Below are 18,318 nucleotides of genomic sequence, written 5' to 3'. Positions count from 1 at the left end.
CTCAGGCCACCTCCGCGGCAGCCGCGACGGCGCGGCAGATCCGGGCGAGGTCGTCGGTGCCGGTGACGTAGGGCGGCATGGTGTAGATCAGGTCGCGGAACGGCCGGACCCAGACCCCCTCGCGCAGGGCGGCGTCGGTCGCCTTCGCGACATCGACCGGATGGTCGAGCTGGACCACGCCGACGGCGCCGAGGACGCGGACGTCGCTGACGCCCGGCAGCTCGGCGAGAGGGGAGAGGCCCGCCGAGAGCGCGCCGGAGACGCGGGCCACGTCCTGCTCCCAGCCCCGGGACGCCAGCAGGTCGAGCGAGGCCAGCGCCACCGCACAGGCGAGCGGGTTGCCCATGAAGGTCGGTCCGTGCATGAGCACACCGGACTCGCTGCGCGAGATCGCGTGCGCGACCTCGGAGGTGGTCAGCACCGCCGCCAGGGTCATGTAGCCGCCGGTCAGTGCCTTACCGAGGCAGAGGATGTCCGGCGTGACCTGCGACGATACGAAGAGCGAGCCGGTGCGGCCGAGGCCGGTGGCGATCTCGTCGAAGATCAGCACCAGCCCGTGCTCGTCGGCGATCTCCCGGAGCACGACCAGGCAGCGGTCGTCGTAGACCCACATCCCGCCCGCGCCCTGGAGCCGGGGCTCGACGATGATCCCGGCGAGCTCGTCGGCGTGCGCCTCGGCGACCTGACGTACGCCTTCGGCCCAGGCCTCCACGTCACCACCCGGCGCCGGCGGACGCTCGGCGAAGACCTGCGGGGCGAGCATCTCGGTGAACATCGAGTGCATCCCGCCGACCGGGTCGCAGGTGCTCATGCACCCGAACGTGTCGCCGTGGTAGCCGCCGCGCACGGTCAGCAGCCGGGTCCGCTCGGGGCGTCCGCGACCGCGCTGGGACTGCAGCGCCATCTTGATCGCGACCTCGACGCTGACCGACCCCGAGTCGGCGAGGAAGACGTGCTGGAGCGGCTCCGGCGTGATCGAGACGAGCCGCTGGGCGAGGTCGATGGCGGGGGCGTGCGTCAGGCCGCCGAACATCACGTGCGCCATCCGGCCGGCCTGCTCGGCGAGCGCGGCGTCCAGCTCGGGCACCCGATAGCCGTGGACCGCCGACCACCACGAGGACATCGCGTCGACGACCTCGAGGCGCTCGCCGTCGTGGTCGGTGAGGTGGAGACGTACGCCCTCGGCGCCGGTGACGAGGCGCACCGGTGCCGGGTCGGTCATCGAGGTGTAGGGGTGCCAGAGATGCTCGCGGTCGAAGGCGAGCAGGTCGGTGTCCCGATCAACGCCCAGATCAAGCATTGGCAGCGACATCGGTCCCCGCTCCACGGCGCCGGATCACCGGGCGCTCCTGCTCGTCGTGACCGCCGCAGGCCCCGGCGGCCCCGCCGCAGCCGTCGCCGCAGCTGCTGCCACAACCACCGGCGACCCGGGCGGCGGCCTTGGCGCGGTGCTCCTCGATCAGCTCACCGAAGGCGGTCTCGTCCATGCCGAGGATGATGAAGCCGTTGTCGCGCAGCATCTCCAGGTCGGCCAGCGCGTCCTGGCCCTCGGAGGTCAGGTAGTCGCCGAGGAAGATCGAGTTGGCGACGTGGAGGGCGGTGGCCTGCAGCGAGCGCAGGTGCATCTCGCGGCCGCCGGCGATCCGGATCTCCTTGTCGGGGCAGACGAAGCGCGCCATCGCCAGGATCTTCACGCACCGGGCGGGGGAGAGCTCCCAGGTGTTCTCGTACGGCGTCCCGTCGAACGGCATCAGGAAGTTCACCGGGATCGAGTCGGCGTCGAGCTCCTTGAGTGCGAAGAGCGCCTCGACGAGCTGCTCGTCGGTCTCGCCCAGGCCGGCGATCAGACCGGAGCACGGCGAGAGGCCGGCGTCCTTGGCCTTGCCGATGGTGTCGACGCGGTCCTCGTAGGTGTGGGTCTGGACGATGTTGTCGTGGTGGGACTCGGCGGTGTTGATGTTGTGGTTGTACGCATCCACCCCGGCCGCCTTGAGCCGCTCGGCCTGCCCGCCCTTGAGCAGTCCGAGGCAGGCGCACACCTCGACGCCCTCGTGCGCATCCTTGAGGGCCGAGGTCATCTCGACGACCTTGTCGATGTCGCGGTCCGAGGGTCCGCGGCCCGAGGAGACCATGCAGACCCGGGTCGCGCCACCGCGCAGGCCCGCGCCAGCCTGCTCGAGGGTCTCGTCCTTGGAGAGCCAGGAGTACTTCAGCACCGGCGCCTGCGACCCGAGCGCCTGGCTGCAGTAGTTGCAGTTCTCCGGGCACAGCCCCGACTTCAGGTTGACCAGGTAGTTCACCTTCACGGTGTTGCCGAAGTGCTCGCGGCGCAGCCGCCCCGCCGCGGCGACGACGTTCATCAGCTCCGTGTCGGGCGTACGCAGCACCGCCACCGCGTCCTCGGCGGTCGCGGCCCCGCCGGACAGGATCCGGTCGGCGAGCTGGTCGAAGGCTGTCGTCATGCGGGGCGTCTCCTCGGGATGGCTACCTGAACGTCGTTCAGCTGAACGGCGTTCAGGTTAGGTTGTACCGGCCGTTACCGCAACGCCGGCGTCCATCGGACGGGTAGGGGAATCGGCACTAGGATCGGCCCGTGCGCATCGAGACGATCCCCGGACTGGTCCTGATCGAGCACGAGATCGAGGTGCCGCTGGACCATCTCGGCGGCGGGTCCGAGACGCTGACCGTCTTCGCCCGCGAGGTGCGCCGGCCGGGCGATCACGACGACCGGGACGCGCTGCTGTTCCTCCAGGGCGGCCCCGGCGGGGAGAGCCCACGGCCGATCGACCTCCCGATGGTGCCGGGGTGGCTGGAGCGGGCGCTCCAGGACTACCGGGTGATCCTCCTCGACCAGCGGGGGACCGGGCGGTCGACGCCGATGACGGCGATGACCGGGATGAGCCCGCAGGAGCAGGCCGACCACCTGGCCCACTTCCGCGCGGACTCGATCGTCGAGGACGTCGAGCTCCTCCGCGTCCACCTGGGGATCGAGCGGTGGTCGCTGCTGGGGCAGTCCTTCGGCGGCTTCTGCTCGCTGCGCTACCTCTCGACCCACCCCGGGTCGCTGCGCGAGGTGCTCTTCACCGGGGGAGTGCCGCCGGTCGGCCTGCCTGTCGACGAGGTCTACGCCGCGACCTTCGCCCGCACCATCGAGCTCACCGAGCGCCATTACGCCCGCTTCCCCGGCGATCGCGACCGGATGCGAGCGCTGGTCGAGCGCTGCGACGCCGGCGAGATCCGGCTCCCGCACGGCGGCCCGCTCTCCGCCCGCCAGGCGCGCTCCATCGGCAGCCTCCTCGGGATGACGGGTGGCTCCGAGCGGATCCACTACCTCCTCGAGCGCGACCCGGCCGGCCTCGGCTTCGGGCACGAGGTCGCCTCGCTGCTGCCGTTCAGTGGACACTCGCCGCTCTACGTACTCGTCCACGAGGCCTGCTACGCCGACGGTCAGGCGACGCGCTGGGCGTCCGCGCGGGTCCAGCCGGCGGCGTACGAGGACCCCACGCTGCTCACGGCCGAGCACCTCTTCCCGTGGCACCTGAGCGAGGACCCGCTGCTGGCTCCCTTCGCCGAGGCGGCCGACCTGCTCGCCGAGCGCGAGTGGCCGCGCCTCTACGACCCGAATGCGCTCGCCGCCGTCGACGTGCCGTGCGCCGCGGCGGTCTACTACGACGACCCCTACGTCCTGCGCGAGCACTCCCTCGCCACCGCCGAGCTCGTCCCCACGCTGCGGCCGTGGATCACCAACGCCCACCTCCACAACGGCGTCCACGTCGCGCCCGACGAGGTCCTGGACCGCCTCATCGGCATGGTCCGCGGGCGGGTCTGACGGCGGAGGGACGACCGTGGAGATCCGAGCCGCCCTCGCTGCCGACCGGAGCGCGATCGAGGCTGTCGCTGCCGGCGCCTTCGGGGAGCAGCCCGACGGACGGGTCGTGGGACTGCTGCGTGCCCTGGCCGGCTCCGGTGCGATGCGGGCGAGCCTGGTCGCGGTCGCAGACGGCGACGTCGTGGGCCACGTCGCGTTGTCGCGCTCGTGGGTGGACGCGCGCGAACGGCTCGTCGAGGTGCTCGTGCTGAGCCCGCTCTCGGTGCGTCCCGACCGCCAGCGGGTCGGGATCGGCACGGCGCTGGTCGCGGCGGCGCTCGCCGAGGCGGAGCGCCTCGAGGCTCCGGCGGTCTTCCTCGAGGGAGGGTGGGACTACTACGGCTCCCGCGGCTTCTCGGCGGCGACGCCGCTCGGCTTCACCGCCCCGTCGGTCCGCATCCCGGGGCCGGCGTTCCAGGTGGCCAGGCTGCCTGCGTACGAGACCTGGATGACCGGCGCGCTGGTCTACTGCGAGGCGTTCTGGGCGCATGACGCCGTCGGTCTTCGCGACCCCCGCCTCGCGCAGGTCGAGGCGCGCGCTGCCGACCGCTGACCGGTCGGCCGACGCTCGGTTCGTCGACGAAGGGCCGACACCCGCGGCGGCGTGCAGAGGTGCCGGGCATCATGGGCGCATGAGTCTGCCCGTGATCGCCGTTCGCACCGCATCCTTCCTCGTCACCATGGTGCTCGTCGGGCTCGCCTATCCGGTGCTCGCGGGGTTGGCCTACCTCGGCCTCCTCGTCGCCTCGGTGGCCGGCGACCAGGGGATGGGCGGGCCGTTCGCGGGACCGGTGCTCGTCGTCCTCGGTGCTGCCGTCGGGGCGCTCTGCGTGGCCATCGCGGCGCCCGCAGCGCTCGCGGCGCGGGTCGTGGGCGGCACCAAGGGCCTCCTCGCCGGCGCCGCGATCCTCGTGCTCCTCACCGGCGGAGCCGTCTGGCTGGCCTGGCTCCTCTTCGACCTGTCCGGGAGCCCGGCGGTCACCGCCGCGGTCCTGGTCGGCGCCGCGACCCCGGCCGCGCTCGTCCTCACGCTCTCCGACGCCGTCGCCGGCAAGGTCACCGGCCTTCGGCGTATTGCCGTCGAAGCCTGAGCAGACCTGCGAGACTCTGGTTCCTGTGAGCATCGAGGTGAGGGCGTACGACCCGAGTTGGCCGATCCGGTTCGAGGAGGTCGCCGAGACCTTGAGGGAGGCTCTGGCCGACGGCCCCGACGCGAGTGTCGAGCATGTCGGCTCGACGTCGGTCCCCGGCCTCGCGGCCAAACCCATCCTCGACATCGACGTGATCGTCGCGCCGGAGGACGTGCCGGCCGCGGTCAAGGCGCTCGTACGCATCGGCTACCGGCACCGCGGTGACCTCGGCGTCGCCGGCCGCGAGGCCTTCTTCGCCCCCGACGACGATCCGGCGCGCCACGTCTACGTCTGCGCCGCGGGCACGCTCAACGTACGCAACCACCTCGCCGTCCGCGAGGTCCTGCGCCGCCGGGACGACCTCCGTGACGAGTACGCCGCCGTGAAGCTGGCGCTGGCCGCCGACCCGGACATGGACATCGACACCTACATCGCACGCAAGTCCGACGTCCTCCAGAAGATCCTCGCCGTCGCCGACCTCACCGACGCCGAGCGCCGCCAGATCCTCTCCCTCAACGACCCGAGCCGCTGATGGCCCGCCTGCGGCCCCAGCTGCTGCCGACCCATGTCGGCGTCGTCATGGACGGCAACCGCCGCTGGGCGAAGAAGGCCGGCTTCGCGGACCCCGGCGCCGGGCACGACGCCGGTGCCGACCACGTCGAGGACCTGCTGAGGTGGTGCACCCGGTGGCGGATCGACCACCTCACCTCCTACGTCCTCTCCGCCGACAACATCCGCAAGCGCCCGAGGTCGCAGGTCGACCACCTCTTCGGCATCCTCGCCGAGAAGCTCCCGCAGACCGTCGTACGCAGCGACCGCTGGGCCCTCCACGTCTCCGGCGATCTCTCCCTGCTGCCCGACGACGCGGCCGAGGCGCTGCGCGCCGCCGAGCGGGAGACCGCCGACCGTCCGGCACACCTGACGATGGCGATCGGCTACGACCCGCACGGCGACATCGTCGAAGGCGTCCGCCGCGCGATCGCCGGCGGCGCCACCGAGATCGACGAGCAGGCCATCACCGCCGCGCTCCCCGGCGGCCCGGTCAAGGAGATCGACCTCGTCATCCGCACCAGCGGCGAGCAGCGCCTCTCCGGCTTCTTCCCCTGGCAGACCTCCCACGCCGAGATCGTCGTCAGCGAGAAGCTCTGGCCCGACTTCACCGAAGCCGACTTCGCCGACGCCCTGGAGCAGTACGCCGCGCGCCGCTCGCTCGTCGGCTAGGCGCGCTCCGCCCGACCGGGCGCAACAACCGTGCACATGCGGACAAGTTGCGCGCCGAATCCACGGACGGGAAGGCAGAACCCTGCATGTGCGCGGTTCTGGCAGGGTTGGCGGGGGCGCTCAGAGACGCAGGGCGTGGGCGGCCATCCGGTAGGCGACCGCGGCGGCCTCGCGGTCGTGCAGCGAATCGTCGGCGAGGGCGAGCTCCGCATGAGCGCGGATGCTGGCGGCAGGGTCCGCGGCGAGCAGGTCGGCGCACAGGCCCGCGACCACGCTGCCGGAGTCGTGGTCGTCGAGCTCGTCGAGGACGTTGCCGAGGTCGAGCAGCATCGCGGCCTCCTCGAAGATCTCGCGCAGGGTCTCCTCGTCGACCTCGACGCCGGGTCGTGCCGCGGCGGCCGGGGCCAGGTCGAGGATCGGGGTGAGCCGGGGATCGAGGTCTGGCATCGCCATGGTGCCCAGCATGATCTCCCGACCTCCGGTCGGCAACGGGGTTAGTCGACGTCGTCGAGGTTGAGGCCCATCGGCGACTGGCCGGGGATCTCGCCGGAGGCGACGACGGCCTTGGTCAGCGGCCGCAGCAGGGTGATGAGCTCCTCGACCTCGGCCGGCTCCAGCGCGGCGTACGCCGTGGCCGCGAGCGCATCGGTCGTCGACTCGATCCCGGCCTTGGTCTCCCGGCCGGCATCGGTGAGGGAGCGGCCGTCGTCGGTGACGAGCCCGCGGGAGCGCAGCCCGGAGACCAGGGAGTCCCACTCGGTCTCGTGGATGTTGCGCGAGGTGGCGTAGACCGACGGGGAGAGGCCGGTGGCGAGGGCGTGGAACACGTGGGACTCGCGGCCACCGATCGCGGCGGTGAGCAGGGCGGCGACATGGCCGTCGCCACGGTGCTCGCGAAGCAGCGTCGCCGCGTCCCACAGCAGGGTCAGCGGGTCCTCGCCGAGGGGGAGCGAGCGCAGCGCGGCGTACAGGGGCCGACCCTCCAGCGGGGCGCCGAGGGCGGCCCGCGAGGCGAGCGAGGCGGCCCGCCCGACGTCGTCGGAGTCGGCGAGCGCGCCCAGCTGACGGCGGAGCGCGGCGACGGAGCCGGAGCGCCGGGCCTCGTGGGCGGCCTCCGGCGGCGCGAACCCCCACGCGTCGGGGAGCGCGCGGGAGACGTGCGGGAAGGCGAAGTTGTAGAACACCGCGTGGACGACCTCGGCCGGAACAGGCCCCAGCGGGGCGGACCGGGCGGCGAAGTAGCCCATCCAGTAGCCGCGGTAGCCGGCCTCCTTGAGCAGGGCGATCGGCTCGGGTGAGAAGTAACCCACCGCATGGATCGGTTCGAGCAGCTTCCACAGGCGACGCGCGTTCGGCTCCATGCCCAGCGACGTTATCGGCACAGGTCGGGAACGCCGAGCGAATTGGCCCGGCGGGCGGCGTACATAACAAGATGACACCACGGATACGATTTATCCGACACCAGGCCCGGCAGCCGGCCGGGCTCACCTCGAGCAGAGAGCATTCATCGTGGCAAAGCCGCCAGCATCGACCCTTGACCTCGTCGTCTCCCTCGCCAAGCGGCGCGGATTCGTCTTCCCCAGCGGCGAGATCTACGGCGGCACCCGGAGTGCCTGGGACTACGGCCCCCTCGGTGTCGAGCTCAAGGAGAACATCAAGCGCCAGTGGTGGAAGGCGATGGTGCAGCAGCGCGACGACGTCGTCGGCCTCGACTCCAGCATCATCCTGCCCCGCCAGACCTGGGTGGCGAGCGGCCACGTGGAGACCTTCAACGACCCGCTGGTCGAGTGCCAGAGCTGCCACAAGCGGTTCCGCTTCGACCACCTCCAGGAGGAGTACGCGGAGAAGAAGGGCATCGCCGACCCCGACTCGGTCGACATCAACGAGAGCGTGGCCTGCCCCAACTGCGGCACCCGTGGGGCCTGGACCCCGCCGCGCGAGTTCTCCGGCATGCTCAAGACCCACCTCGGCGTCATCGAGGACGAGAGCGGCCTCCACTACCTGCGTCCCGAGACCGCGCAGGGCATCTTCGTCAACTTCGCCAACGTGGTCACCTCGACCCGTCAGAAGCCCCCGTTCGGCATCGCGCAGACCGGCAAGAGCTTCCGCAACGAGATCACGCCGGGCAACTTCATCTTCCGCACCCGCGAGTTCGAGCAGATGGAGATGGAGTTCTTCGTCAAGCCGGGTGAGGACGAGGAGTGGCACCAGTACTGGATCGACGAGCGCACCCGGTGGTACACCGACCTCGGCATCAACCCCGACAACCTGCGCCACTACGAGCACGCCAAGGAGAAGCTGAGCCACTACTCCAAGCGCACCGTCGACATCGAGTACCGGTTCAACTTCCCGGGCAGCGAGTGGGGTGAGCTCGAGGGCATCGCCAACCGCACCGACTTCGACCTCGGCACCCACATGAAGCACTCCGGCCAGGACCTGCAGTACTTCGACCAGGCCAACAACGAGCGCTACCTGCCCTACGTCATCGAGCCCGCGGCCGGTCTGACCCGGGCGCTGATGACCTTCCTCGTCGACGGCTACGCCGAGGAGGAGGCGCCCAACGCCAAGGGCGGCGTCGACAAGCGGGTCGTGCTCCGCCTCGACCACCGGATCGCGCCGGTCAAGATCGCCGTGCTCCCGCTGTCCCGCAACGAGGCGCTGAGCCCGAAGGCGAAGGCGCTCTCGGCCGAGCTGCGCCAGAACTGGGCCGTCGACTTCGACGACTCCCAGTCGATCGGCAAGCGCTACCGCCGCCAGGACGAGATCGGTACGCCGTACTGCGTGACCGTCGACTTCGACACCCTCGAGGACGACGCGGTCACCATCCGCGAGCGCGACACCATGAAGCAGGAGCGCATCCCGCTCGAGGGTGTGACCCGCTACTTCGCCGAGCGCCTGATCGGCGCCTGAGCGAGCGAACCGTCGAGACCGTTACCGCGTCGTAAGCGTTGCGTGGGGCATCCTGTCGCAGGATGCCGAGATGAGTGGGGCAGGATGTCCCCATGCAACGAGCGGGGTCCGTACTTGCCGCAGCCGTCACCGGTGTGGCCATCGCCATGTCACTGATGGGGTGCAGCGGCACCGCGCCGCGGACGAACGCACCCAAGGCATCCGAGAGCGCCTCCGCCTCAGCCTCCGCCTCGCCGTCCGCGTCGGCCTCGCCGACGCCGGGCGCGCTGACCGAGCCGGGCGCCGACCGCAGGCTCGGTGAGACCGCGACGGTCGAGTGGACGCCCAAGGAGGGTGTCGACGGCAAGCTCTCGATCACCGTCGCGAAGCTGGAGTCGACCTCCTACAAGCAGACCTTCTCCGGCTGGAAGCTCGACGAGGCGACGCTGGAGCGCGCTCCCTACTTCGTCCGCGCCACCATCAAGAACGACGGCGAGACCGACCTCGGTGGCTACGACGTGCCGCTGTGGGGGCTCGACGGCGAGGGCAACCTGGTCGAGGCGGCCGCCTTCAAGGAGCCGTTCAAGCCCTGTGACCCCAAGACCTTCCCCAAGCCGTTCCGGCCCGGCGCCAGCGTCAACGTCTGCCTGGTCATGCTCGTCCCCGACCAGGGCAAGCTCGTCGGCGTGAGCTTCCGGCCCTACGAGGAGTTCGACCCGATCACCTGGGAGAGCGAGCCGACGCCGTACGTGGCGCCCAAGCCCTCCCGCTCTCCCTCCGCCTCCCCGTCCTCTTAGATTTCGTACGTCACGCCGCTGGCCGGACAATGGAGGGCATGTCTCTCCCCGGTCCTCTCGAGCTCGGCAGCCTCACCGTCGACACCCCTGTGGTGCTCGCGCCGATGGCCGGTGTCACGAACGCCGCCTTCCGGCGCCTGTGCGCCGAGCAGGGTGCCGGCCTCTACGTCTGCGAGATGATCACCTCCCGCGGCCTGGTCGAGGGCGATCAGCACACCAAGGACATGCTCGTCTTCGACGAGGCCGAGACCGTACGCAGCGTGCAGCTCTACGGCACCGACCCGGTCTACGTCGGCAAGGCGACCGAGATCCTCTGCGCCGACTACGGGGTGGCGCACGTCGACCTCAACTTCGGCTGCCCGGTGCCCAAGGTGACCCGCAAGGGCGGCGGGGGAGCCCTTCCCTACAAGCGCGGTCTGCTCGGGGAGATCCTGGAGCACGCGGTGCGGGCGGCGGAGCCCTACGACGTACCGGTGACGATGAAGACCCGCAAGGGCATCGACGACGACCACCTGACCTACATGGACGCCGGCCGGATCGCCCAGGAGAGCGGCGCCGCGGCGATCGCGCTGCACGGACGTACGGTCGCCCAGGCCTACTCCGGCACCGCCGACTGGGACGCCATCGCGGAGCTGAAGGCGTCGGTCGACATCCCGGTGCTCGGCAACGGCGACATCTGGGAGGCGGCCGACGCGATCCGGATGGTCGAGGAGACCGGTGTGGACGGTGTCGTCATCGGACGCGGCTGCCTCGGGCGCCCCTGGCTCTTCCGCGATCTGGCGGCCGCATTCGCCGGTGACAGTGTCAAGGTGCTGCCCACCCTGGGAGAAGTGACCGACATCATGCGGCGCCATGCCGAGCTGCTCTGCGACCACATGGGTGAGGAGCGCGGCTGCAAGGAGATCCGCAAGCACATCGCCTGGTATCTCAAGGGCTTCGGGGCCGGTGGCGAGCTGCGTCGCACCCTCGGCCTGGTGAACAGCCTCGCCGACCTCGACAAGATGCTGGACCAGCTCGACCGGAACGAGCCTTTCCCCTCGTCACAGCTGGGTGCGCCGCGCGGGCGCCAGGGCGCGCCGCGCGACAAGGTGGTGCTTCCTGAGGGGTGGCTGGACGACGCCGACGGGCGTGGCTGCGGGTTCGCCGAGAACGTCGCGGAGACCTCCGGCGGCTGAGGCTCCGAGGCCCCTTCTGAGGGCTCCGAACGGCCATTCCGAGGCTTCGGAATCAGTCGCCCGACAGGTACAAAACAACGCAAAAACTCGGTAAGGGAATTGGAATACCCCCTCTCGTGTGTGCTGTACTCATGGGCGTGCCGAGCCCCCACCAGCACAACCTTCGACGAGTTTCATGCGTTGAAACCGTGGGAAACGCTCGCGCACAGACCATGTAGTCGAGCAAAGGAATTGCGTGTGGCAGGCAGCCACAGAGGCGACACTCGGGCCGTCCGTAAGACCAAATCAATAGTTGCCAGCGCAGGGGTCGCGGTGCTCGCGACCGGAGTGGCAGTCGGTGCCGGAGCCGCCTTCGCGGAGCCCACCTCCTTGATCGCCAAGAACGCAGGCGCTTCCCTCTCCTCGACCAAGGCCGATGTGCCGAGCACCCGTGACGACGCGCGCGTCGCCGGGGACCGACGGGAGACCGTCGTCAGCCGTGACGGGGGCGACCGTGAGTCGGTCTCCTCGGTCGAGACGCTGACCAAGGGGCCCGAGCAGGTCGAGACCGGCACGGCGAAGGCGCTCAAGCGCTGGACCGACGAGACGCTCAACCTGTGGTCCGCCTACGGCAAGCACGCCACCCAGGCCGGCGAGATCGAGGCGGGTGAGGTGGTCTACGCCACCGGCCGCACCGAGTCCGGCCGCGACGAGATCATCTACGACGGCGAGGTCGCCTGGGTGACCACCGGCCACCTCACCGACGAGAAGCCGGAGACCACCGGCGTCGCGGCGGGTGTCAGCACGGCGGCCTGTGGCGACTCCTCGGTCGAGAGCGGCCTGGTCGCCGACGCCGTCACCGTCTACCGCGCGGTCTGCAACGCCTTCCCGGAGGTCGCCTCCATGACCGTCGGCGGCTGGGACGCCCACGGCGAGCACTCCTCGGGCAAGGCGCTCGACTTCATGACCGGCGACAAGGCGCTCGGCGACGCGATCGCCGCCTACCTGCAGCAGCACGCTGCGGAGCTCAACCTCTACGACATCATCTGGTACCAGCGGATCTGGACGCCGGTGCGTGCCTCGGAGGGGTGGCGCTACATGGAGGACCGCGGGTCCACCACCGCCAACCACTACGACCACGTCCACGTCTCCACCAACTGACGCGACAGGTCTTGTACGCAGGTCGGCCCGGGCTTCTCAGCCCGGGCCGACCCGCGTTGTGCGGCCGGTTAACAACTTCGCAAAAGTCTCCGGACGACCGTGGGATACCCCCACAGGTGTGTGCTTGACTCGGTGCCCCCCCACGTAGTCGAGCGAAGGATTGCGCAGTGGCCACCAGCCACAGAGGCGATTATCGAGCTGTCCGTAGAACCAAGAATGCCGTGGCGACCGCAGGGATCGTGACGTTCGCGACCAGCGGTGCGATGGCCGCCGGGGCGGCCGCGGCGGACCCCGGCACCGTGATCTCCCTGGTGGAGGAGAAGTCCGGGATCCGGCTGCCGACCCCGGCCGAGCGGCGTATCGAGACCCAGACCGCGGCCGCGGCGAAGATCCCCGCGCTGCCGACGACCCGGGAGGACACCCGGATGTCGAACGACCGCCGCGAGATCTCGGGCCGGGAGACGACGGTCAGCCGCGGCGGCGACCGTGGCGGCGGGACGACCACCGACGCGCCCAGCCAGGTCGCGACGATCGAGTCGCTGATCGAGCGGCCCACCTCGGTCAGCGGTGGTGCCCAGAAGGCGGTGCTGCGCTACGTCCAGGAGGACGTCACCGTCTACGCGTCGTACGGAAAGCGTGCCAAGGAGCTCGGCGAGCTGAAGCTCGGTCGTGCGGTCTACTACACCGGACGCGACGAGGGTGGCCGCCAGGAGATCGTCCTGGAGGGCACCCGGGTCTGGATCCCGGAGGGCAACCTCGCCAGGACCAAGCCCGAACCGCCGCCCGAGCCCGCTCCCACACCGACCCCGACGCCCTCGCCGTCACCGTCGGAGGAGGCCCCGGCGGGGCTGGACTTCTCCGCCTGCGGCGACGCCTCGGTCGAGGTCGGCCTGGTCCCCGACGCGGTCGACCTCTATCGCGCGGTCTGCAACGCGTTCCCCGCGGTCGCCTCGGGCACCACCTATGGCTACGACCCGCACGGCGAGCACGCCGACGGTAAGGCCCTCGACTTCATGACCGACGACAAGGAGCTCGGCGATGCGATCGCCGCCTTCGTCCAGGAGCACGCCGCGGAGCTGAACATCTACGACATCATCTGGTACCAGCACATCTGGACGCCGGTCCGCGCCGACGAGGGCTGGCGGCTGATGGAGGACCGCGGCGACCCGACCGCCAACCACTACGACCACGTCCACGTGGCGGTCAACTGACCCGCCGAGTCGGCTCATCCTGACGGAAAAGCCCGCCGAGTCGGCGCGTCAGGACGCGCCGACTCGGCGGGATTGTCGGTCAGTTCGAGCCGACTCGACGTCTCGTGGCGGGCTTCAGAGGGGGTCGGAGAACTGCAGCGGCGGACCGACGAAGTCGAGCCAGTTGGCGTGTCCCAGCTGGGCGAGGGCCTCCGGGTCGACCGGCTCGGAGACCAGCACCTCTGCGCCCTGCTCGAAGAACCGTTCCAGCCCCGACGGCGTGGTGATCACCAGCAGCCGGCCGGGTGTCTCGCCGATGTTCTGGAAGCAGTGCGGCACGCCGCGTGGCCCGAAGGCGAAGCCGCCGGTCGACGCCTGGAGCATCGCGTCACCGGCCTTGAAGCGGAACTCTCCGTCGATGACGTACCAGAGCTCGTCCTCGCGGAGGTGGGTGTGCAGTGCGGGGCCCTGCTTCGGGCCCATGGTGAACTCGAGCACCGTCATCGAGCCGTTGGTGGCCTTGGTGCCCGCCTTGATGGTGACCTGGTCGCCCGTGGGCGTCGCGACTGTCGGGCCCTCGCCGGCCTGCACCGCAAACGGATGAGTCATGGCGTCCTCCTCCGTCCATGCTAGACCCGTCGGGCCGCGAGGGTGCCGGGGTGCGACGGTCGTCGACACCCCGGCATCTCGGCGTCAGATCAGCGCGCTCAGGGGAGTGGGCTTGCGGCCACCGATCTTCTCGACGACGTCGGTCACGGTGGCGAGCTTGCCGAGGCGGGTCGCCGTGCCGAACGAGGTGAACAGCGGGGCGATGAAGTCCGGGACCCCGGCGGTGACCAGGCCGGCGGTGTAGGCCTCGTCGTCGACCTGGACGACCTCGACCGGCTTGCCGGACTGCTCGGTGGCGAGCGCGGCCAGGTCGGTCGCGGTGTAGGCCTGCGGGCCGGTCACGTCGTACGCCTTGCCCTCGTGTCCCTCGCTCGTCAGCACGCCGACGGCGACCGCGGCGCAGTCCTCGCGGGTGACGTAGGCCGCGCCGCCGTCGCCGAAGTTGGTGACCAGCTGTCCGCTCGCGGCGGCCTGGGCGACGGTGTCGACCTGCATGTCGGCGTAGAGGTTGTTGCGCAGCATGGTCCACGCCAGGCCGCTCTCGCGCAGCGCGTCCTCGGTGGCGGCGTGGTCGGGGACGACGCCCGCGGGGTTGTCCGCGGTCGGCTCGGAGATCGAGGTGTAGGCCATGTGGCGTACGCCCGCCTTGGCGGCGGCGGCGATGGCGGCGAGGTGGCCCTCGACACGGGCGCCGACGGCGTCGGTCGAGATCAGCAGGGCACGCTCGACGCCGGCGAAGGCGTCGACGAGCTCCTCGGGCTTGCTGAAGTCGGCGGCGCGTACGTCGGCACCGCGGGCGGCGTAGTCGGCGAGCTTGGCGGGGTCGCGGGTGAGGAGCACGACCTCGGCGGGGTCGACAGTGTCGAGGAGCTGGTCGGCGACGAGGCGGCCGAGGTGGCCGGAGGCGCCGGTGATGGCGATGGTCATGAGAGTCCTATCTGTAGTCACAGCGATGACGGTTTCATAAATGTAGTCATACCGATGGCAATAAGGCAAGATGGGGGTATGGCCAGCCCGACGAACACCCGTTTCGCGGTGGCCGTCCATGTCCTGACCTACCTCGCCTCGTGCGCTGCCGCCGGCCGCACGACCCCGGTCAGCTCCGACGAGCTCGCGGGCAGCACCGCCGTGAACCCGGTCCACGTGCGCAAGGTGCTGGGGCCGCTGCGTACGGCTGGTCTGGTGCGGTCCCGGCCCGGCGCCCATGGGGGATGGGAGCTGGCAGCGGATCCCGCCACGGTGAACCTCGCCCAGGTGTGGCAGGTGCTGCAGGGCGACGACCAGATCCTCGGCATCCACGGCCCCAACCCCGCCTGCACGGTGGGCGCCAACATCCAGGGCGTCCTCGTCGACCTCGACCGCCGGCTGGCCCGGGCCGTCCTCGACGAGCTCGAGCGGATCTCGCTCGAGGACGTGATGGCGACCGCCGGCTTCGACCCCGAGGACTACGCGGCCCTGCTGCCCTGAGCGACGTCTCGCGCTTGACCGCAACGTCCACAACGTCCGTTACGTCGGCAACGTTGACCTGTGGTGCGCGTCACCCACAGTCTCGGGTGTCACCACGTGACGGTCAGCACACCGCGTAGAGAACCAGGATGGCAATGCTCGTAGCACTCGGTTTCATGATGGTCGCCCTCTTCATGTTCCTGATCATGTCCAGACGGGCGACCCCGGTGGTCGGGCTCATCGCGGTGCCGGTCGCGTTCGGCATCGCCGCGGGGGCGGGCCTGGGGATCGGCGACATGATCGTCGACGCCGTCAAGGAGCTCGCGCCGACCGCGGCGATGCTGTTCTTCGCGATCATCTTCTTCGGGATCATGATCGACGTCGGCCTGTTCGACCCGCTGGTGAGGCTGATCCTGCGGATGGTCGGCCACGACCCGATGCGTCTGGTCGTCGGGACCGCGGTGCTCGCGATGGTGGTCTCGCTCGACGGCGACGGCTCGACCACGTTCATTATCGTGACCTCCGCGCTGCTCCCGCTCTATCTCAGGCTCGGCGTCAGCCCGGTCGTGCTCACCGTCGTGGCCGGCCTCGCGAACGGTGCGATGAACATCCTGCCGTGGGGTGGCCCGACCGCCCGCGCCGCCGCGTCGCTCGGGGTCTCGCCCTCCGAGGTGTTCGTGCCGATGATCCCGTCGATGATCGCCGGCCTGGTCGTCGTGCTGGCCTTCGCGGCCCACCTGGGCTACCTGGAGCGCCGCCGGATCGGCTCGCTCGAGCTCACCGAGATGACCTCCGCCGAGGAGCGAGTGCTGGTCGGTGCCGGTGCACGGGTCTCCGGAGGGGCAGGCGTCGGCGCCGGCGGTGCGGCGCGCAACGACGACGAGGACGACGAGGACGGCTCCGACTGGTTCGCCGAGGGTCTCGACCCGAAGCGCTCGACGCTGCGCCCGCGGCTGTTCTGGTTCAACGGGCTCCTGACCGCCGCGCTGCTGGTCGTGCTCGTGCTCGACGTCCTGCCGATCCTGGTGCTCTTCATGGTCGCCGCCGCGATCGCGCTGGTCGTGAACTTCCCGCAGGTCAAGGAGCAGCAGGAGGCGATCACCCGGCACGCTCCGAGCATCGTCTCCGTGGTGGCGATGGTGTTCGCGGCAGCCGTGCTGACCGGGGTATTCCAGGGCACCGGCATGGTCGAGGCGATGGCGCGGTGGCTGATCGACATCATCCCGCCCGCGCTCGGCCCGCACATGGCCGTGGTCACCGGCGTGCTCAGCCTCCCGTTCACCTTCTTCATGAGCAACGACGCCTTCTACTTCGGCGTCCTCCCGGTCCTCTCCGAGGCGGCCTCGTCCTACGGCATCGCACCGACCGAGATGGCGCGCGCCTCGATCACCGGTCAGACGTTCCACATGCAGAGCCCGCTCGTGCCCGCCATCCTGCTGCTGGTGACCCTGGCCCGGGTCCCGCTCGCCGATCACCACAAGAAGGTGCTGTGGCGGGCGGCCGCGGTCTCGCTCACGATGCTCGTCATCGGGGTGCTGACCACGGCGATCCCGCTGTAGACCGCTAGCCTCGGGGCGTGGAGCTATACGGGGCCGCCGACCGCGAGCGGATCGTCGCCGAGCCGCCCAAGCGGGTGGCGGCGCCGGAGCGTACGCAGTTCGAGCGCGACCGCGCCCGCGTGGTGCACGCCGCCTCGACCCGGCGGCTGGCGGCGAAGACGCAGGTCGTGGGGCCGCAGGCCGACGATTTCGTACGCAACCGGCTGACCCACTCCCTCGAGGTCGCCCAGGTCGCGCGGGACCTGTCGCGTGCGCTGAACGGGCCGGACTCGCCACAGCCCGACATCGCCGAGACGGCGGCCCTCGCGCACGATCTCGGGCACCCGCCCTTCGGGCACAACGGCGAGAGCGTCCTCGCCGAGCACGCGAAGGGGATCGGCGGGTTCGAGGGCAACGCCCAGACGCTGCGGATCCTGACCCGGCTCGAGGCGAAGACCTTCGACGCCGAGGGGCGCTCGGTCGGACTCAACCTGACCCGGGCGACCCTGGACGCGTGCACGAAGTATCCGTGGGGATTCGGCGAGCGGAAGGGCTCGAAGTTCGGGGTCTACGAGGACGACCTGCCGGTCTTCACCTGGCTGCGCACCGCGGACGCGGGGGAGCGGCAGTGCGTCGAGGCGCAGATCATGGACCTCTCCGACGACGTCGCCTACTCCGTCCATGACGTCGAGGACGGCATCGTCGCCGGCAAGATCGACCTCGCCCGGCTCGACCTCGATGGTGTCGCCGAGACGGTCGCCGACTGGTACGTCCCCGGCTTCGACCGCGCTCTCGCGGTCTCGACCATCGCCGACCTGAGCGCCGCCGGCTGCTGGATCGCCGACGGTGCCGCGTACGACGCCTCGCGTCGTTCCCGCGCCATGCTCAAGAACCTGACCTCCGACGTCATCGGCCGGTTCTGCGGGGCGGTGCGGGAGGCGACGTACGCCGCCGGCGGCGGCCCCTACGTCCGCTACGGCGCCGACCTGGTGGTGCCGGAGCAGACCCGGATGGAGATCGCGCTGCTGAAGGGGATCGCGGCGCACTACGTGATGCGCACCGACGAGCGCGCCGCGAAGATGGACCGCCAGCGAGGCGTCCTCGGTGAGCTGGTCGAGCACCTCGTCGCCACCGCGCCGGCCGACCTCGACCGGCAGTTCGCCGACGACTGGCGGGCCGCGGCCGACGACGCCGCCCGGCTCCGCGTCGTCATCGACCAGGTCGCCTCGCTCACCGACATCACCGCACTGGCCTGGCACGAGCGGCTCTGCCGGCGCCTATGATCGGGCTCTACATGCGTAGAGACATACGTAGA

Annotated in this window: 19 protein-coding genes; 13 read left to right on the top strand and 6 right to left on the bottom strand. The window is 70.6% G+C overall.

Annotated elements, in window-relative coordinates:
- Position 1: 1 nt before the first annotated feature.
- Positions 2-1,312: an adenosylmethionine--8-amino-7-oxononanoate transaminase gene (locus tag UG56_RS17665; RefSeq protein ID WP_084101228.1), complete on the bottom strand. Its 1,311-nt coding sequence runs from the start codon at positions 1,310-1,312 to the stop codon at positions 2-4.
- Positions 1,293-2,462 carry a biotin synthase BioB gene (gene bioB / locus UG56_RS17660; protein WP_045551765.1) on the bottom strand — a complete coding sequence of 390 codons (1,170 nt, stop codon included), beginning with the start codon at positions 2,460-2,462 and terminating at the stop codon, positions 1,293-1,295. Before bioB ends, UG56_RS17665 begins: the two co-directional genes overlap by 20 nt.
- Before the next feature lie 131 nt (positions 2,463-2,593).
- Between bioB and UG56_RS17655 the strand changes: the two genes are divergently transcribed.
- From UG56_RS17655 to uppS, 5 genes are all read left to right on the top strand, one after another.
- Entirely contained in the window at positions 2,594-3,829 is a 1,236-nt protein-coding gene (locus UG56_RS17655) for an alpha/beta fold hydrolase (RefSeq protein ID WP_045551764.1), read from the top strand.
- A gap of 16 nt (positions 3,830-3,845) precedes the next feature.
- A complete protein-coding gene (locus UG56_RS17650) occupies positions 3,846-4,421 on the top strand; it encodes a GNAT family N-acetyltransferase (RefSeq protein WP_045551763.1) in 576 nt (191 codons plus the stop codon).
- Positions 4,422-4,500: 79 nt separating this feature from the next.
- Entirely contained in the window at positions 4,501-4,959 is a 459-nt protein-coding gene (locus UG56_RS17645) for a hypothetical protein (protein WP_143055090.1), read from the top strand.
- Between the two features lie 25 nt (positions 4,960-4,984).
- A complete protein-coding gene (locus UG56_RS17640; protein WP_052694271.1) occupies positions 4,985-5,530 on the top strand; it encodes a GrpB family protein in 546 nt (181 codons plus the stop codon).
- Positions 5,530-6,219, top strand: a complete 690-nt coding sequence (gene uppS, locus UG56_RS17635; protein WP_045552060.1) for a polyprenyl diphosphate synthase — start codon at positions 5,530-5,532, stop codon at positions 6,217-6,219. The genes UG56_RS17640 and uppS overlap by 1 nt, the downstream gene beginning before the upstream one ends.
- A gap of 120 nt (positions 6,220-6,339) precedes the next feature.
- On the opposite strand, the gene UG56_RS17630 is transcribed toward uppS, so the two are convergent.
- Together UG56_RS17630 and UG56_RS17625 are read right to left on the bottom strand one after the other, a co-directional pair.
- Positions 6,340-6,672 carry a hypothetical protein gene (locus UG56_RS17630; RefSeq protein ID WP_143055089.1) on the bottom strand — a complete coding sequence of 111 codons (333 nt, stop codon included), beginning with the start codon at positions 6,670-6,672 and terminating at the stop codon, positions 6,340-6,342.
- Positions 6,673-6,713: 41 nt separating this feature from the next.
- Positions 6,714-7,580, bottom strand: a complete 867-nt coding sequence (locus UG56_RS17625; protein WP_071327167.1) for an SCO6745 family protein — start codon at positions 7,578-7,580, stop codon at positions 6,714-6,716.
- A 148-nt stretch (positions 7,581-7,728) separates the two neighbouring features.
- Here UG56_RS17625 and UG56_RS17620 point away from each other — a divergent pair, with 148 nt between their 5' ends.
- The 5 genes from UG56_RS17620 (at position 7,729) to UG56_RS17600 (ending at position 13,431) form a co-directional block, all read left to right on the top strand.
- On the top strand, positions 7,729-9,129 hold the full coding sequence (locus UG56_RS17620; protein ID WP_045547894.1) for a glycine--tRNA ligase: 1,401 nt from the start codon (positions 7,729-7,731) through the stop codon (positions 9,127-9,129).
- Positions 9,130-9,221: 92 nt separating this feature from the next.
- Positions 9,222-9,905: a hypothetical protein gene (locus tag UG56_RS17615; protein ID WP_143055088.1), complete on the top strand. Its 684-nt coding sequence runs from the start codon at positions 9,222-9,224 to the stop codon at positions 9,903-9,905.
- Between the two features lie 38 nt (positions 9,906-9,943).
- A complete protein-coding gene (gene dusB / locus UG56_RS17610; RefSeq protein ID WP_084101226.1) occupies positions 9,944-11,080 on the top strand; it encodes a tRNA dihydrouridine synthase DusB in 1,137 nt (378 codons plus the stop codon).
- A 312-nt stretch (positions 11,081-11,392) separates the two neighbouring features.
- On the top strand, positions 11,393-12,220 hold the full coding sequence (locus tag UG56_RS27580; RefSeq protein ID WP_256206711.1) for a mucin-2 protein: 828 nt from the start codon (positions 11,393-11,395) through the stop codon (positions 12,218-12,220).
- A 221-nt stretch (positions 12,221-12,441) separates the two neighbouring features.
- Entirely contained in the window at positions 12,442-13,431 is a 990-nt protein-coding gene (locus tag UG56_RS17600) for a hypothetical protein (RefSeq protein WP_071327166.1), read from the top strand.
- Positions 13,432-13,545: 114 nt separating this feature from the next.
- Here UG56_RS17600 and UG56_RS17595 read toward each other — a convergent pair whose 3' ends face one another.
- Together UG56_RS17595 and UG56_RS17590 are read right to left on the bottom strand one after the other, a co-directional pair.
- Positions 13,546-14,019, bottom strand: coding sequence for a cupin domain-containing protein (locus UG56_RS17595; protein WP_045547891.1), 474 nt, complete (start codon positions 14,017-14,019; stop codon positions 13,546-13,548).
- Between the two features lie 84 nt (positions 14,020-14,103).
- Positions 14,104-14,946 carry an SDR family oxidoreductase gene (locus tag UG56_RS17590; RefSeq protein ID WP_045547890.1) on the bottom strand — a complete coding sequence of 281 codons (843 nt, stop codon included), beginning with the start codon at positions 14,944-14,946 and terminating at the stop codon, positions 14,104-14,106.
- 78 nt (positions 14,947-15,024) lie between these two features.
- On the opposite strand from UG56_RS17590, the gene UG56_RS17585 reads away from it, so the two are divergent.
- From UG56_RS17585 to UG56_RS17575, 3 genes are all read left to right on the top strand, one after another.
- On the top strand, positions 15,025-15,486 hold the full coding sequence (locus tag UG56_RS17585) for an Rrf2 family transcriptional regulator (protein WP_045547889.1): 462 nt from the start codon (positions 15,025-15,027) through the stop codon (positions 15,484-15,486).
- A 134-nt stretch (positions 15,487-15,620) separates the two neighbouring features.
- Positions 15,621-17,024: a CitMHS family transporter gene (locus tag UG56_RS17580; protein WP_045547888.1), complete on the top strand. Its 1,404-nt coding sequence runs from the start codon at positions 15,621-15,623 to the stop codon at positions 17,022-17,024.
- A gap of 17 nt (positions 17,025-17,041) precedes the next feature.
- On the top strand, positions 17,042-18,286 hold the full coding sequence (locus tag UG56_RS17575) for a deoxyguanosinetriphosphate triphosphohydrolase (RefSeq protein WP_045547887.1): 1,245 nt from the start codon (positions 17,042-17,044) through the stop codon (positions 18,284-18,286).
- Positions 18,287-18,318: the final 32 nt, after the last annotated feature.

It is taken from the genome of Nocardioides luteus (assembly GCF_000960475.2).
In the GTDB taxonomy this organism is placed as follows: domain Bacteria; phylum Actinomycetota; class Actinomycetes; order Propionibacteriales; family Nocardioidaceae; genus Nocardioides; species Nocardioides luteus_A.
The sequence above is the reverse complement of the archived record's forward strand: the minus strand, read 5'-3'. Positions and strand labels throughout refer to the sequence as shown.

What these genes read in the sequence shown, in the direction of transcription:
- UG56_RS17630 (WP_143055089.1), bottom strand. Translation starts at nt 6,672, where the DNA reads ATGGCGATGCCAGACCTCGATCCCCGGCTCACCCCGATCCTCGACCTG.
- UG56_RS17665 (WP_084101228.1), bottom strand. Translation starts at nt 1,312, where the DNA reads ATGTCGCTGCCAATGCTTGATCTGGGCGTTGATCGGGACACCGACCTG.
- uppS (WP_045552060.1), top strand. Translation starts at nt 5,530, where the DNA reads ATGGCCCGCCTGCGGCCCCAGCTGCTGCCGACCCATGTCGGCGTCGTC.
- dusB (WP_084101226.1), top strand. Translation starts at nt 9,944, where the DNA reads ATGTCTCTCCCCGGTCCTCTCGAGCTCGGCAGCCTCACCGTCGACACC.
- UG56_RS17595 (WP_045547891.1), bottom strand. Translation starts at nt 14,019, where the DNA reads ATGACTCATCCGTTTGCGGTGCAGGCCGGCGAGGGCCCGACAGTCGCG.
- UG56_RS17625 (WP_071327167.1), bottom strand. Translation starts at nt 7,580, where the DNA reads ATGGAGCCGAACGCGCGTCGCCTGTGGAAGCTGCTCGAACCGATCCAT.
- UG56_RS17590 (WP_045547890.1), bottom strand. Translation starts at nt 14,946, where the DNA reads ATGACCATCGCCATCACCGGCGCCTCCGGCCACCTCGGCCGCCTCGTC.
- bioB (WP_045551765.1), bottom strand. Translation starts at nt 2,462, where the DNA reads ATGACGACAGCCTTCGACCAGCTCGCCGACCGGATCCTGTCCGGCGGG.
- UG56_RS17580 (WP_045547888.1), top strand. Translation starts at nt 15,621, where the DNA reads ATGCTCGTAGCACTCGGTTTCATGATGGTCGCCCTCTTCATGTTCCTG.
- UG56_RS17645 (WP_143055090.1), top strand. Translation starts at nt 4,501, where the DNA reads ATGAGTCTGCCCGTGATCGCCGTTCGCACCGCATCCTTCCTCGTCACC.
- UG56_RS17585 (WP_045547889.1), top strand. Translation starts at nt 15,025, where the DNA reads ATGGCCAGCCCGACGAACACCCGTTTCGCGGTGGCCGTCCATGTCCTG.
- UG56_RS17615 (WP_143055088.1), top strand. Translation starts at nt 9,222, where the DNA reads ATGCAACGAGCGGGGTCCGTACTTGCCGCAGCCGTCACCGGTGTGGCC.